At 61.5% G+C, this 13,413-nt stretch carries 12 protein-coding genes; 8 read left to right on the top strand and 4 right to left on the bottom strand.

The genetic code is table 11. The annotated features are described in order from the left end of the window. The first annotated feature begins 26 nt into the window (after nt 1-26). Nucleotides 27-293, top strand: coding sequence for a hypothetical protein (locus tag RLCC275e_RS30250; protein ID WP_033183849.1), 267 nt, complete (start codon nt 27-29; stop codon nt 291-293). 80 nt (nt 294-373) lie between these two features. Here RLCC275e_RS30250 and RLCC275e_RS30245 read toward each other — a convergent pair whose 3' ends face one another. The 3 genes from RLCC275e_RS30245 to RLCC275e_RS30235 all read right to left on the bottom strand — a co-directional run bounded on the left by RLCC275e_RS30245 (nt 374) and on the right by RLCC275e_RS30235 (nt 2,682). Beyond that, nucleotides 374-778 carry a helix-turn-helix domain-containing protein gene (locus tag RLCC275e_RS30245; protein ID WP_003553384.1) on the bottom strand — a complete coding sequence of 135 codons (405 nt, stop codon included), beginning with the start codon at nt 776-778 and terminating at the stop codon, nt 374-376. Nucleotides 779-980: 202 nt separating this feature from the next. Next, a complete protein-coding gene (locus RLCC275e_RS30240; protein WP_033183850.1) occupies nt 981-1,817 on the bottom strand; it encodes an amidohydrolase family protein in 837 nt (278 codons plus the stop codon). Nucleotides 1,818-1,896: 79 nt separating this feature from the next. Beyond that, entirely contained in the window at nt 1,897-2,682 is a 786-nt protein-coding gene (locus RLCC275e_RS30235; RefSeq protein WP_033183851.1) for an IclR family transcriptional regulator, read from the bottom strand. Nucleotides 2,683-3,156: 474 nt separating this feature from the next. Between RLCC275e_RS30235 and RLCC275e_RS30230 the strand changes: the two genes are divergently transcribed. From RLCC275e_RS30230 to RLCC275e_RS30210, 5 genes are all read left to right on the top strand, one after another. Continuing rightward, nucleotides 3,157-3,891, top strand: a complete 735-nt coding sequence (locus tag RLCC275e_RS30230; protein ID WP_003553379.1) for an SDR family oxidoreductase — start codon at nt 3,157-3,159, stop codon at nt 3,889-3,891. Nucleotides 3,892-3,983: 92 nt separating this feature from the next. Beyond that, a complete protein-coding gene (locus tag RLCC275e_RS30225; protein ID WP_033183852.1) occupies nt 3,984-5,261 on the top strand; it encodes an L-fuconate dehydratase in 1,278 nt (425 codons plus the stop codon). Nucleotides 5,262-5,505: 244 nt separating this feature from the next. Beyond that, nucleotides 5,506-8,085, top strand: coding sequence for a caspase family protein (locus RLCC275e_RS30220; protein ID WP_033183853.1), 2,580 nt, complete (start codon nt 5,506-5,508; stop codon nt 8,083-8,085). 273 nt (nt 8,086-8,358) lie between these two features. Beyond that, nucleotides 8,359-8,751, top strand: coding sequence for a tail fiber domain-containing protein (locus tag RLCC275e_RS34450; protein WP_245483581.1), 393 nt, complete (start codon nt 8,359-8,361; stop codon nt 8,749-8,751). A gap of 17 nt (nt 8,752-8,768) precedes the next feature. Further along, nucleotides 8,769-10,031 carry a methyltransferase family protein gene (locus tag RLCC275e_RS30210; RefSeq protein ID WP_130728452.1) on the top strand — a complete coding sequence of 421 codons (1,263 nt, stop codon included), beginning with the start codon at nt 8,769-8,771 and terminating at the stop codon, nt 10,029-10,031. Nucleotides 10,032-10,099: 68 nt separating this feature from the next. On the opposite strand, the gene RLCC275e_RS30205 is transcribed toward RLCC275e_RS30210, so the two are convergent. Next, nucleotides 10,100-11,707 carry an NHL repeat-containing protein gene (locus RLCC275e_RS30205; protein WP_033183856.1) on the bottom strand — a complete coding sequence of 536 codons (1,608 nt, stop codon included), beginning with the start codon at nt 11,705-11,707 and terminating at the stop codon, nt 10,100-10,102. Between the two features lie 260 nt (nt 11,708-11,967). On the opposite strand from RLCC275e_RS30205, the gene RLCC275e_RS30200 reads away from it, so the two are divergent. Both RLCC275e_RS30200 and RLCC275e_RS30195 read left to right on the top strand, forming a co-directional pair. Beyond that, nucleotides 11,968-12,558 carry a hypothetical protein gene (locus RLCC275e_RS30200; RefSeq protein ID WP_003553371.1) on the top strand — a complete coding sequence of 197 codons (591 nt, stop codon included), beginning with the start codon at nt 11,968-11,970 and terminating at the stop codon, nt 12,556-12,558. A 290-nt stretch (nt 12,559-12,848) separates the two neighbouring features. Then, on the top strand, nt 12,849-13,226 hold the full coding sequence (locus RLCC275e_RS30195) for a hypothetical protein (RefSeq protein WP_033183902.1): 378 nt from the start codon (nt 12,849-12,851) through the stop codon (nt 13,224-13,226). The last annotated feature ends 187 nt before the right edge of the window (nt 13,227-13,413 follow it).

Here is a 13,413-nt window from a genome sequence, read left to right as displayed (position 1 = left end):
GTTCCACGACCAAAGAGGCGGGAACGATGTTTGATCAATACAACGAGGCTACCGGCAGCGAATACGCAAGGATCTTCCGGCTGCTGTCGGCAGCCAAGGATGAGGCTGAAAAGCTTCAGCTGCGCAATCTGGTGCACCTGACGAACATGGCGCTGCTGCAGGTCGTCATCGATTGGGACGGCATAGATCCCGACAGGGAGCTTGACGTCAATCTCGAGAAGCTGCTCGGCAGCAAAGCCAAGATCGCAATGAAGGATGCCAGCGAGAATCTAATCCTGATCGATCGCCATTGATCCCGATCGATTGCGATTGATCCGATCGATCGCCATTGATCTTCATGCGGTCCGTTGGGGGCGCGTGAAGGACATCCGGTCTATTCGGCCGCTTCGGTTTCCAACTGTTCGGTGTTGGCAATCGCCTGGACGAGCTTCAGGATCTTCTTGCGAAGCGCTTCGTTCTTGATCGAAAAGAACGCCGCATTGAGAAGCACGCCTTCGCGCGAAATAACGAATTCCTCGCTCGGAGCGGGGTTGTCGTTGGCATTGTCAGGGGTCGACAGGTCGTCGAAAAACGTCCTGACATCGACCTTCAGCGCGCCGGCGATTTCGACCAGCATGCTGGCGGAAACGCGGTTGGAGCCCTTTTCGTACTTCTGGATCTGCTGGAACGTTACGCCAACGCGATCTCCCAGTTCCGTCTGAGAAACTTTCCTCAACAGACGCTGGATGCGGATCGTCTTTCCGACGTGAACATCGACGGAATGCGGTTCTTCTTTCATCTCATTTTCCCTTCTGAAGGCAGCGGACAGGTGTCATTCGCCATATCCGTGTCAACAACTTTTAGCCGAGATAAATAAGGCTAGCAATTGCTTGCATGCAGATAGAGTTAAGCCCGAAAATCGGGCGTTTTTTGTCCCAGAATGATACAAAAAACATGCCGAAATGGCACGTCCAGGAGACCGGTCGCTTTATTTTGTGACGTCAGAGCGACCAGAGGCGCTGGGCATTGGCGAAAAGCAACTTCGAGCGCTCTGCCTCGCTGCTGGTGGAGAGCATCGCATGGGTCGCCGCGACCCAGGTAGAGAGGCCGCCACCAAGCGTGCAGACCGGCCAATCGCTGCCCCAGACGACGCGGTCCCAGCCGAAACTTGCGATCACGTGTTCGAGATAGGGCTGCAGCGTTTCTGCCGTCCAGGTCTTCGCATCGGCATAGGCGACGACGCCAGAGATCTTGCAGACGACGTTCGGCCGCCGGGCAATCTCTGATATGCCGGCCTTCCAGGGCTCAAAGGCGTCCGAGCGGATATCCGGCACGCCGCAATGGTCGAGCACGAACTGCACGTCGGGGGCAAGATCGACGAGGGCCGTCACACGGCTCGCCTGATGCGGCAATGTGCAAAGGTCGAAGGTCAGGCCGCTGCCGCTGATGCGCCTGATGTTTTCGCGGAACAGGGCGCCTTCGGAGACATCATCGGGCACGACATGCAGCACGCGGCGGAACCCCTTGACAAAGGGATCGGCCTTCTGCCGCTCGAGATAGGCGGCAAAGCTTTCCTCCTCCGGCCGGCAGGAGACGATGGCGCCGGCAATCAGACTGCCTTCCCTTTTGGCGATGCCGGCGACGTGATCGGTCTCGGCTTGCATCGCGGCGGGATCGACGTCGACCTCCATATGCAGCACCGTGGTGATGCCGCAGCGCCGGGCTTCAGTCGCATAGGCTTCGTAGAGGAAATCATGATCGAGATCAGGCACGCCTGAGAGCCAGGGATAGGGCAGCGCCGACCGGTCGATGATGTGCAGATGGGTGTCGATGAACACGCTTTCTTTTCCTCCAGGAATGGCTTCGCGCAAAGCTATCCCTGGTGAATGGATTGTTCAAATAGAAATTCTTGAGGCCTCAGGCCGGATTGACGACATCGGCGCCGGCAAGTAGCGAAAGCTGGGCGGCGGTCTTCTGCACCAGGGTAATCGCCTGGGTAATATCGGGAGCCGACGGCGCATTGACGAGCGCGATGAAGGGGCAGGTGAGGGCGGCGATGCAGCGGCGGTCGGGTCCGAGGACGGGCGCGGAAAGATTGTAGACGCCTGATGTCTGGGCGCTCGCCATCATCTCGTAGCCGCGCTCGCGGATCTGGTCGAGACGATCGTAGAATTCGGGCCCGAGTTCGACCTCCGCGCGGCTGCGCACATGTTCCGAGATCATCATCTCCCGCTCCTCCGCGCTGCGGAAGGCAAGCAGCACATGTCCCGAGCCGGTGTCGAAGAGGCTGATATGGGCGCCGATGCGGATCGAGAATCCCCAATAGTCCGGCGCCTCCTGTTGGGCAATGACGACGGCAGCACCGCGATCGAAGACGGCAAGATGATTGGCCTGGCGCGTGCGCTGGGCAAGATCGCGCATCAGCGGCGTGGCGTAAGAGGCGAGCCGGCGCACCGGCGCATGCAGTTGCGCAAGACCGAAGAGCTTCAGCGTCAGAGAGTAGCGGTCGCCATCCAGCCGGGTGACGTAACCGCGGCGCACCAGCCGGTCGAGCATGCGGTAGAATTCGTTGGGGCTGCGGTCGAGCCGCTTGGCGATTTCGGCCTGGGTGAGGCCGCTGTCGACGCCGGCGAGCAACTCCAGGATATCGAGGCCCTTGTCGAGGGCAGGAGCGCGGTAGCGGTCGGACTCGTCGGTCTCCATTCCTTCCCCCTGTGAATATCATTCTGCATATACGCAGAACCGCAGCCGGAAAAGCAAAACTTCGCACTTGACCCTTGGCCAATCGTCTGTTTGTCTATAAACAGACAAATCATCACTGAAGAGCAGGCCGGGGACAGGGAGGAAGACCATGCAGCGCATGGGAATGGTCATCGGCCCCGGAGCCAGCCAAGGTCGGCAAAGACAAGCGTCCACATGCTGCCGTTCGGCAGGATCCGGCGCTGATCTGCCTGTGCAACAGCGCCAACTCCTCCATTTAAGACAGAGAGCCGCACACATCCGGAAGCAGACCGGCGCAATGGGCGGGCCGAATGTCTTGCCAGAACCCGGTCGAAACGCTCAAAGAGGGCGAATGGCGGACGATGATGGACAGGCACTCCATCACGACCGAGCTTCGCCAAGACATCAACCGCACTCCATCGTCCAGCGTAGACAATTCCAGAAAAGGCCCGTGACATGACAAACAGACTTTCCGGCAAGACCGTTCTCATCACCGCCGCCGGCCAGGGCATCGGCCGGGCGACGGCGGCAGCCTTTGCCGCGATCGGCGCCAAGGTTCACGCGACAGACATCAACACCGAGGCCTTAGCGACGCTCGCCGCGGAAACCGGGGTTTCCACGCACAAGCTGAACGTGCTCGAAGAGGATGCGGTCAAGGCTCTGGTCGCCGAGATCGGCGCTGTTGACGTGCTATTCAACTGCGCCGGCTTCGTCCATGCCGGCTCGATCCTCGAGATGAAGGATTCCGATCTCGAATTCGCCTTCGACCTCAACGTCAAGGCGATGATTCGCACCATCCGCGCCGTGCTGCCCGGCATGATCGAGCGCAAGGACGGGGCGATCATCAACATGGCCTCCGTCGCCTCCAGCATCAAGGGCGTGCCGAACCGCTTCGCCTATGGCGTTACCAAGGCGGCGGTGATCGGGCTCACCAAAGCCGTTGCCGCCGATTACGTCGGTCAGGGCATCCGCTGCAACGCCATCTGCCCGGGAACGGTGGAAAGCCCGTCGCTGCAGGACCGCATGCGGGCTCAGGGCGATTACGACGCCGCGCGCGCCGCCTTCATCGCCCGCCAGCCGATGGGCCGGCTGGGCTCGCCGGAAGAGATCGCCGATCTCGCCGTCTATCTCGCCGGCGCCACCTACACGTCGGGCCAGGCGATCGCCATCGACGGCGGCTGGACGATCTGATTTCAGCCGACGATGCGGCCGGCAGTCCCGTCGGCCGGTCCGGCCCCAGCAATCGACCCCATGTGGTCGGCCCACAAATCGGAAGAAACACCATGACCCGCATCACCGACCTTCGTGTCTTCGATCTCCGCTTTCCCACGTCGCAAAGCCTGGATGGATCCGATGCGATGAACCCCGATCCGGATTATTCGGCGGCCTACGTCATTCTCGATACGGATGCGCCCGGCCTTGCCGGCCACGGCCTGACCTTCACCATCGGCCGCGGCAACGACATTTGCTGCATGGCGATCGAGGCGATGCGCCACCTCGTCGTCGGCGCTGATCTCACAGAAGTTCTCGCCCATCCCGGCGCCTTCTGGCGGCATCTGACCAGCGATAGCCAGCTGCGCTGGATCGGCCCGGAAAAGGGCGCCATCCACTTGGCGACGGGCGCGGTCGTCAACGCCGTCTGGGACCTGCTCGCCAAACAGGCCGGCAAACCCGTCTGGCGGCTCGTCGCCGAGATGTCGCCGGGAGAGATCGCCGATATCGTCGACTACCGCTATCTCACCGACGTGCTGACGCGCGACGAGGCGGTCGAAATCCTGAAGCGCGCCGAGGCGGGCAAGGCGGAGCGCATCGCCATCCTCGAAAAAGAGGGCTACGCCTGCTACACGACCTCGGCCGGCTGGCTCGGCTACGACGACGAAAAGCTGCGCCGCCTCTGCCAGGAGGCAATCGATGCCGGCTTCAACCATATCAAGATGAAGGTCGGCCGCGACCTGGAAGACGATATCCGCCGCCTCAGGATCGCCCGCGAGGTGATCGGCCCCGACCGCTACCTGATGATCGACGCCAACCAGGTGTGGGAAGTCGGCCAGGCGATCGACTGGGTCAAGGCGCTCTCCTTCGCCAAGCCCTTCTTCATCGAGGAACCCACCAGCCCCGACGATGTCGCCGGCCACCGCAAGATCCGCCAGGCGATCGGCCCGGTGAAAGTCGCGACCGGCGAGATGTGCCAGAACCGCATCATGTTCAAGCAGTTCATCGCCGAGGGCGCGATCGACATCGTGCAGATCGATTCCTGCCGCATCGGCGGGCTGAACGAGGTGCTCTCGGTCTTGCTGATCGCCGCCAAATTCGACCTGCCGGTCTGGCCGCATGCCGGCGGCGTCGGCCTTTGCGAATATGTGCAGCATCTGTCGATGATCGATTACGTCGCGGTGTCGGGCACTAAGGACGGCCGCGTCATCGAATATGTCGATCACCTGCACGAAAACTTCCTCGACCCCTGCCTGATCGAGAACGCCGCCTATATGCCGCCCACTCTGCCGGGCTTCTCCATCGAGATGAAACCGGCCTCGATCAGCAACTATACGTTTCGAGGTTAAGGAAACTTCACCGCAGCTGACGTATCCGATGCCAGCCGCATTATAATTTCTTGATTTCGACAGTCTTTCCTGTCGACTATGGGCTTCCAATCTGACGGGACTGCTCCAATTCACTTGGAGGCGGCGCAGCTTGCTTTTTAGAGCGCCGAGGAATAGCTTTGCAATGTGAATGCGGAGGGGGCCTAGCACCAGCAGGCCAGCAAATTTTATTGAACTTAGACAATAGAATGTTTGCGATCGAGCCATGCCCAAGTTTCGCTGCGTCAAGAGACTGTGCACTTATCTGCTGATCGTCGCAGCAATGCTGTTATCGATCGGCACGGCATTTGCCGCGATCACCGAAGAGAGCGGACGCCGCGTCGCCCTCGTCATCGGCAACTCGGTCTACAAGACGCTACCCTCGCTTCCCAATCCTGCCAATGATGTCGAAGAGGTCGCGACCACGTTGCGCGCGGCCGGTTTCGATGTGACGATCGGCATTAATGTCGACCGCATCGGGCTCGAAGATACGGTGCGCCGCTTCCTGCGTTCGACCAGCAATGCCGAGGCCGGCCTCATCTATTATTCGGGCCACGGTATCCAGGTGGGCGGCCAGAATTTCATCGTGCCGGTCGATGCAACGCTGGAGACGCCCTATGACGTCGAGACGCAGACCATGCCGCTCGACCTCATCCTGAACCATCTCAAGCAGAATTCGCGGGTGCAGCTGATCTTCCTCGACGCCTGCCGCAACAATCCGTTCAATGCCCAGAAATTCTGGATGGCGGAAAAACTGGAACCGGTCGGCACGACACGCGGACTTGCGCGCATCGACAGCGATCTCGGCAGCCTCATCGCCTTTTCCACCGAACCCGGCCAGGTGGCGCTCGATGGCGCCGGCGCGCTCAGCCCCTATTCCGAATCCTTCATCAAGCGCGCCAGCGAACCCAACAAGGAAATCCGCCAAGTCCTGACCGATGTGCGCCGCGACGTGATGGCCATGACCGGCGGCAAGCAGGTTCCCTGGGAAAACTCGTCACTGATGGACAGCTTCTATTTCATTCCGGCGCCGCCGCCGCCGAGCGTCGAATCGATGCAGCAGGTGAGCGTGCCGGAGGGTGCGGCCACGACCAAATTGCCGATCGCTCCGCCGCATGACGAGACCGGCTCGGCGCTGCTCGTCACCGTCAACCAGCTTCCCAAGACCGGCAAGCTCAGCTTCGACGGCAAGCCGGTCGAGCAGGGCGCAAAGATGCCGGCCGCGGCACTGACGGCGCTGACCTATGATTCATCCGGTGTTGCCGCCGGAACCGTCGGCCTGATTGGCTATACCGTGAGCGATCCATACGGTCAGGCGGCGCAGGGCGTCGTCGCGATCACCGTCTCGGCCGACGCCGGCGCCAAGATCGCCCAGCTCGAGCAGGAAAAACAGGTGCGGCTTGCCGATGCCGACGCCTATCTGAAGACGCTGCCGCGCGACGTCGACACGACGATCGGCGTCGGCCCTGTAGAAGCCAGCCTGCCGGTCGTGCCAGCATCGGCCGCGGAGATGACCTTCAAGGTCGCGGCCCTGCCCGACAAGGGCACGCTGCGCGCCGGAGACCGGGTGATCGGGCTCGGCCATGTGCTTGAAGCTGCCGATATCCCGGCGCTTTCCTACGAGCCGCAGATCGGCACTGAAAACCAGCCTTTCGCCCTGACGCTGCAGGCAGCCAATGACGACTTGCCGCCGGCGACCGTCACTTTCAAGCCGAAGCTCGACGCCTGCGACACCGCAGCCGCAGCCCCCCTCGACCTGCAGGGCGTGACGGCAGGCAAGTTGCCGAACGAGATCGACGCCGATGAAGCACTGTCGGCCTGCACGGAGGCAATAAAGGCCTATCCCGAGGTGGCGCGCTTCGTCTATCAACTTGGCCGTGCCCAGCTTGCCAACCGCGACGCCAAGACGGCTTTTGCGACGATCAGCAAGGCAATGGATGCCGGGCATGTCCGGGCGATCTATGAACTGTCGAGTCTTTACGAGTTCGGCGCCTCCGTGCCGCGCGACGCAGCCAAGGCAAGCGAGATCGCCAAGGGTGGTGCGGCCAAGGGCGATCCCTTTGCCCTGCATAGCTACGGCAAGGCCCTCTACTACGGCCGCGGCACCAAGGCCGATCAACAGCTGGGGTTGCGCTTGATGCTGCAGGCCGCCGATCTCGGCCATACCTATGCGATGAACGAGCTCGGCTATATCTTCCTCAACGGCGTCAACGTTCCGGCCGATCCAGAGCGGGGCATCCGCTTCTACGAAGCCGGCGTGCAGCGTAACGACATCTATTCGCTGAACAATCTTGCGCTGGTCTACCGTTTCGGAAAAGGCGCTCCAGAGGATCTCCCGAAAGCGCTCGACCTTTTCACGCGGGCAGCGGAGGGCGGTCAGCCCTATGCCCCGACAAACCTCGGGCGCATGTACCGCGACGGTATCGGCGTTGCCGCGGACAAGGCGGAAGCGGTGAAGTGGCTTGAGGCGGGCGCGGAACGCGGCGACTATTGGGGTGCACTCGACCGCGCGATGCTCGCGAAGGAAGAGGGCGCGGACGCTGACAGCCTCGCAATCGCATCACGTTATTTCGCGCTGGCGACAGCCATCAACATGCCAGGCAGCGGCGATCCGAAGAACCAGGCGCTCGCGGAACTCAAGAGGATGCCTGGCGCTGCCAAGAAAAAAGCGGAGGCCGCCTTTGCCGCCGAGCTGACCGCTCAGGAAAAAAAGACAATTCCGAAGACCAAGTCGCTCGATGACAGGCTCGTCAAACTCGCCAAAGCGACCTGGGTCAAGCGAAATCCGAGGTATGATCTCTTCTGAAACGGCGGTCCGGGGGCGCCCTACATGAAAAGCAAGCTAATCATCCGTGTCCTATTGTGCTCGACATTCATCGCAGGTTCCGGCGCAATCCTACAAAGTTGCATCTTCGACCCAGGCGCGAGGACACTGTTCGCCAGTGAAGAGCCCGCCAGGAGCGTCACGCCTACCAGGAGAACCACGTCCACCGTCAGAAGAGTGCCCACAACGAGCAATCAACCGGCTTTCGCCCGCTCTGAGAACAGCTCGAGTGGGAATTCCAGCTCTGGCGGCGGCATGGGCGGCGGCTCTGGCTCTAGCAGTTCCTCTAGCTCCTCCAGTTCGAGCAGTTCATCGAGTTCCAGCGGCGGCTCGTGGTCCGATCGCCGCCTGAAGACCGATATCCGGCGGCTCGGCACCTCGGCTCAGGGCATACCGGTCTATGCCTTCCGTTACATCTGGGGCGGCCCAATGTTCGTCGGCACGATGGCGCAGGATCTATTGGCGATCAGGCCTGAGGCAGTCATCGAAACCGCATCGGGTTACTACATGGTCGATTACGACAAGCTCGATATTGCAATGATCTCGCTGCCGGAGGATGCGTCTCCGCTTACGGCTGAGGCCGTGATGGCGCTTGCGACCCGGGCGGCACGGATACGCTCTCGGGGCTCCGTCCAGCCGGCAATGTAATCGAGAAGGCCGAGCGCGTGCCGATACCGCAGGACAGGGATACCGAAACCGGGAGCCCTTTCATCAGCCAAGCGGCGACCCTCGCCGGAGTTCTGATCGGTATCGCGCTCTCGACCTATCTGCAGCTTGAACCCGGCAAGGCAATGGCGCTTGCCGTGTTCTGCCTTCTCTTGGCGTGGATCGCCGCCGACGGCACATTCGCTGCTCGTTCGACCTGGGCATCGCGAAGGAGACGAGACGAGGCTCCCACCATTTTCTGGCGTCGCGTCGGAACGAAGCTTGTGGGCCTCGCTGCGCTGCTTGGCGCGGTCGTGATCGCCTGTTCGGTCTTTCCGTTTTTCACGCAGTCGGCGGCGGTCCGATGGATCATCGAGGCTGGGCACACCACTATTCCCCTTTCCATCGCACTTGCCGGCGCCACCATTCTCTACGTCGCGGTCACCGATCTGGTCGCGGAGGAACCCGACGATTATCTCAACCAGGTCGGGCGCGCGGTGTTGATGCAGGATTTTCGCGAGGAGGACGTGCTGTTCGCATTGCGCCTGCTCGCGATCAAATGCTTCTTTCTCGTGCTGATGTTCTCGGGCGGCATGGCGGCTCTTTCCGATCTTGCCGAGAAGCCGGCCTGGGCGTTTCCGCCGCTCTCGGCGGCCTGGTTCGAAGGCCTGTTGCGGCTTGCATTTCTTCTGGACATCGTGCTTGCCGCCGGCGGCTATGTCGCGACTTTCAAGCTTTTCGGATGGCATGTCAGGGCAACGGAGACGACGGCGCTCGGCTGGCTCGTCTGCCTCATCTGTTATGAGCCGTTCTTCCCTGCGATCTCACATGCCTTCGTGCCCTATGGCGAGGGGCCGGGCTGGGAGACCGTGATCCAGGAAGGGTCGGCCGTCTTCATCCTCTGGAGCGTCGCGACGCTGTTCTGCACCGTCATCTATGTCTGGGCGACCGTCGCTTTCGGGCCGCGATTTTCAAACCTCACGCATCGCGGCATCATCACATCGGGCCCCTATCGCTTCATGAAGCATCCGGCCTATGTCTCGAAGAACATCGCGTGGTGGCTGGTGGCGATCCCAGGCTTCCTCGCCAGCAGCCTTGCCGAGGGGCTTGCCCGGGCCGGCATGCTGGCGATCGTCAGTCTTATCTACCTGCTGCGCGCGCGAGCGGAGGAACGCATGCTGAGCCGGGATCCCGCCTATCAGGACTATGCCGAGCGCGTCGCGGCGCATGGACTTCTGGCGATGGCGAAGCGGCGGCTGGCGTCTACAGCGCCGCGCGTCTGAAAAAACGCGCAAAGGACGCAGTAGCACTTTGAATTATGTAGTGGGCGGCGGCGTGAGTTTCCCGCCGTTCAGCCATCCAGCCCCTTGAAGCGCACCGGCTGGTAGCCGCGCATCAACAGGCTGCCGAGCGAATAGGTATTGCGGCAAACCCGGCCTTTGCAGGCATTCGGCGAGGCCTCCATCACCTCCACCTTCTTGTCGGCCGTGAAGCGCATGAATAACAGCACATGCGAGCCGGGCTTGTTCAGCGCGTCGCCCGGCTGCATCGACCAGGGGTCGGAGAGGCGCTTGGTGATCCCGGGGATGGCGCGCGTCGAAACGTGCATCTTCAGGCCCCAGGCGTCGCTGACGAAACCGGAGCAATCGACGCCGAGGATGTTGGATTGCGGCGCGCTCTTGGTGCAGACATTGCCGGCGGTCTGGCCCTTTTCCACGCCGCCGACGAAATTTTCGAGCGGCGTCTTGCAGCCCCAGCAGTAGGGAACACCCTTGACCGTCTGGCCGCGCTTGCCGATCAGGTAGATCGGGCGGCGCAGCCGGCTCATGTTGACGCAGCCCGGGCCGGGATCCTTGCCATAGGCGGTTGACGTCACCAGCCAGTTCAGCGTCTCGAAGCCGATGGCCCGCTCGATGACGTCGCTACGCGATTTCGGCACGATCGCCACCTTCGGCGTCTTGCCGGGCTTGCCGGCAGCCGGCTGCTTGGTGGGCCGAGCGACGGCAAGTTTGCGGCCGGGCTCCCGACCGTCGAGCCGCAGCACCTGCGCCCGGCTTTCCTGCGAGCGGAGATAAAGCACGTCGCCGCGCGGACCGATCGCCACGAACCGCCTGGAAAATACCGTGCCCGGTTCGATCGGCAGGTCGTAAACCCGGTCCACAGCGCCGTTCGGCGTGAAGCGCACCACCAGCATGCCGGTGCGCTCGGGCCGGTCGGCGGGTACGAGCTCGACCAGCGCATAGGGCCTGCCTGTCGTGTCGATGTCGAGAAGTTCGACGGTGCCGATCCGCCCTTCCGAGGCGAGTTGCAGCGAAAGGAAATTCTCCTCCGAGCTGCTGCGCCGCAGCAGGATTTCCGCCTTGTCGTTTGCGGCAGCCGAGACCTCAGCAACGATATCGCCGAGCCCGCGGCTCGGCACATATTGAATGACCGGCGGGCGGGCCTCGGGCCGGCTGGTGCTGCGGCCGATCTCGTCGATGATGCTGTTCAGCGGCCCGGGTGATACCGAGCCCATCGAGGCGAAGACCGAGCGGGTATAGTCGTCAGCATCGCCGCCATCGACGGCGCGCAACGTCTGCGACCGGCCGTCGGCATCGGTGGAACGCTCGAGCGGCACGACGCCGTCGGACCAGAGGTAGAGTTCGTTGTGAACGACGGCGAGGTCCTCCGGCGTGGCATTTTCCGGCAGCGGCAGGATCTCAGGCTCGGCTTGCGAGCGTTCGGCGTCGATGGCGAGCACGCGGCCGTTGTTCTGGTCGAGGATGTAGATGGTGCCGTCGTCGCCAACGGTGATCGCCGCCGGCCCGGATGCCTCCGCTTCCTCGTTGGAAGAGATGATGCCGACCGAACGCGCGCCGTCGCCGCCGCGAAGCTCGATGATCGTCGTGTCTTTGCCAAAAACCGGCGAGGCGACCGCAAGTGCCGCGGCAAACAAAATCTGCGACCCAAAACTACGCATTGCCTCGACCCCCAGAACAGGATGATTTTAGGCCGATCCGGCCAAAAACCTGAATCCTGTTCTCAATTAAGGTTAGTGCATCATGTCGTCCGAAAACCGATCACACTTTTCGGCATCATGAACTGTTACCGTCACGCTTTTCAAAAATGGTAGGCTAGATATGACTTCTCAGCAAGCCGTTGCTTTCCAAACGATTTGGAGATCTGCGCCGGCGATAGTACAAGATCATCGTCTCGAAGATTTGTCGGCAGGAAATGCTTATGCTGGAATGGAACGGTGACGAACTGGCGCTCGATATAAGCTTGCTGGAGCAGGTGCGCGCGGCGAGGATAGGTTTCTCAGACCGCGTCTGCGCCGCCTCTGCCAGCAAGGACGACAAGCATCTGGCGCAGCTGCGCTCGGAGCCGACCTATCTGATGGCCGAGTTCCTCTATTCGATGAAGGTCTTCGGCATCAACACCGCCGAGGATATCGAACGCTTCGCCGATCTGCACAATGATTATGTGGTTTCACTCACGCGCGACCCGGCCAAACTGCAGCGGCTGGGGCTTTCACAGGATCGTGCGCTCGCCTCGATGTTCACCGCCGATACCAAGCCACGGCTGATCCAGAACTGGGCTGATAAATCAGGCGCGATCGACCAGTCCAATCTCGCCCGTTTCCTTGTCGCGGTGATGTCGAGCGAGACCTGCCGCAAGACGTTGATCGATTTTGAGACGGCGGGCTTCATGCAGCGCAAGCGCTCCCCCTACGGCACCATGGTCGTCTGGTCGACCGGAATGATCGAGGAGATCTTCGGCGAGATGCTGCGCGATCTGCGCCTTGGCCTGCAGCAATTGAAGATCCTCTAACGCATGTCGCCCGGAAGTGTGCAGCGGGGTCAACGACATGCATAAAACAAAGAGCCAAATCGCCGCTGCCAGCCGATTTCAACCCTCCCAATCGATTGGCACTGTGCGCCGTTGCCTTCCTTCCGGCCTCTCCCTATTCTCGGGGCGCTTATGCATGTCGCCGGAAGGGTGCAGCGGTTCCGGGAGAACGACGTGCATAAAAACAAAGAGCGAAAGCACGTCGCATGAATCAAGTTTAATGCGACGTGCTTTTGTCGCGCAGTGGCGCCAATAGGACGGATTTGACGACGATGACGAAATCCTGGCTCATAACCTTGTCGATCGGCCTTCTGCTGGCGCTGCAGACCCCGCGGCTTGCCTATTCCGGCCCGGCCGAAGACGCGCTTGCGGCGCGAAACCCCTCGCTTGCGGCGCTACGCCATCATGACGAAAAGGCCTTTGCTTCGGCAACTGCGATCATCGCCGAACACGAACGCGCCAAGGGGCTGGCGCCCGGCGTGGCGAAGCTGCCCGATGCGACCTCGCCCGGCCGCGACATGGGCTCAGGCCCCGGCAAGGAATTCACGGTCGACAATCCGGATATTCTCTGGCTCTACAATTCCTCGCCCGAAGGAATGAGCGACCTGATCTCGATTCTGAAATCAGCCGGGCAGAAACCCAAGAACTGAACGTCTTCTCGCAGTTGAACGGACTATAACAGGCCCCGGTTATTCCAGAGCGTGAGTCTTGCTCACGTCTTTGCCTTGCCCGATTCTTAGCGGCTCCAAATAATTTGTAACCCTCCCTCAAGCAAGACAGGCAAAGCCATCCCAATTTCGCCAGTCAGTGCTATTCTCATCTTCAACACAGTGTGAG

This window comes from Rhizobium brockwellii (assembly GCF_000769405.2).
GTDB lineage: Bacteria > Pseudomonadota > Alphaproteobacteria > Rhizobiales > Rhizobiaceae > Rhizobium > Rhizobium brockwellii.
Note: the sequence above shows the minus strand (reverse complement) of the source record. Positions and strands in the feature narration are given on the sequence as shown.

Bases quoted from the DNA above. Each gene is read 5' to 3' on its own strand.
- RLCC275e_RS30250 (WP_033183849.1), top strand. From the start codon at position 27: ATGTTTGATCAATACAACGAGGCTACCGGCAGCGAATACGCAAGGATC.
- RLCC275e_RS30245 (WP_003553384.1), bottom strand. From the start codon at position 778: ATGAAAGAAGAACCGCATTCCGTCGATGTTCACGTCGGAAAGACGATC.
- RLCC275e_RS30235 (WP_033183851.1), bottom strand. From the start codon at position 2,682: ATGGAGACCGACGAGTCCGACCGCTACCGCGCTCCTGCCCTCGACAAG.
- RLCC275e_RS30230 (WP_003553379.1), top strand. From the start codon at position 3,157: ATGACAAACAGACTTTCCGGCAAGACCGTTCTCATCACCGCCGCCGGC.
- RLCC275e_RS30225 (WP_033183852.1), top strand. From the start codon at position 3,984: ATGACCCGCATCACCGACCTTCGTGTCTTCGATCTCCGCTTTCCCACG.
- RLCC275e_RS30220 (WP_033183853.1), top strand. From the start codon at position 5,506: ATGCCCAAGTTTCGCTGCGTCAAGAGACTGTGCACTTATCTGCTGATC.
- RLCC275e_RS34450 (WP_245483581.1), top strand. From the start codon at position 8,359: ATGGGCGGCGGCTCTGGCTCTAGCAGTTCCTCTAGCTCCTCCAGTTCG.
- RLCC275e_RS30205 (WP_033183856.1), bottom strand. From the start codon at position 11,707: ATGCGTAGTTTTGGGTCGCAGATTTTGTTTGCCGCGGCACTTGCGGTC.
- RLCC275e_RS30200 (WP_003553371.1), top strand. From the start codon at position 11,968: ATGCTGGAATGGAACGGTGACGAACTGGCGCTCGATATAAGCTTGCTG.
- RLCC275e_RS30195 (WP_033183902.1), top strand. From the start codon at position 12,849: ATGACGAAATCCTGGCTCATAACCTTGTCGATCGGCCTTCTGCTGGCG.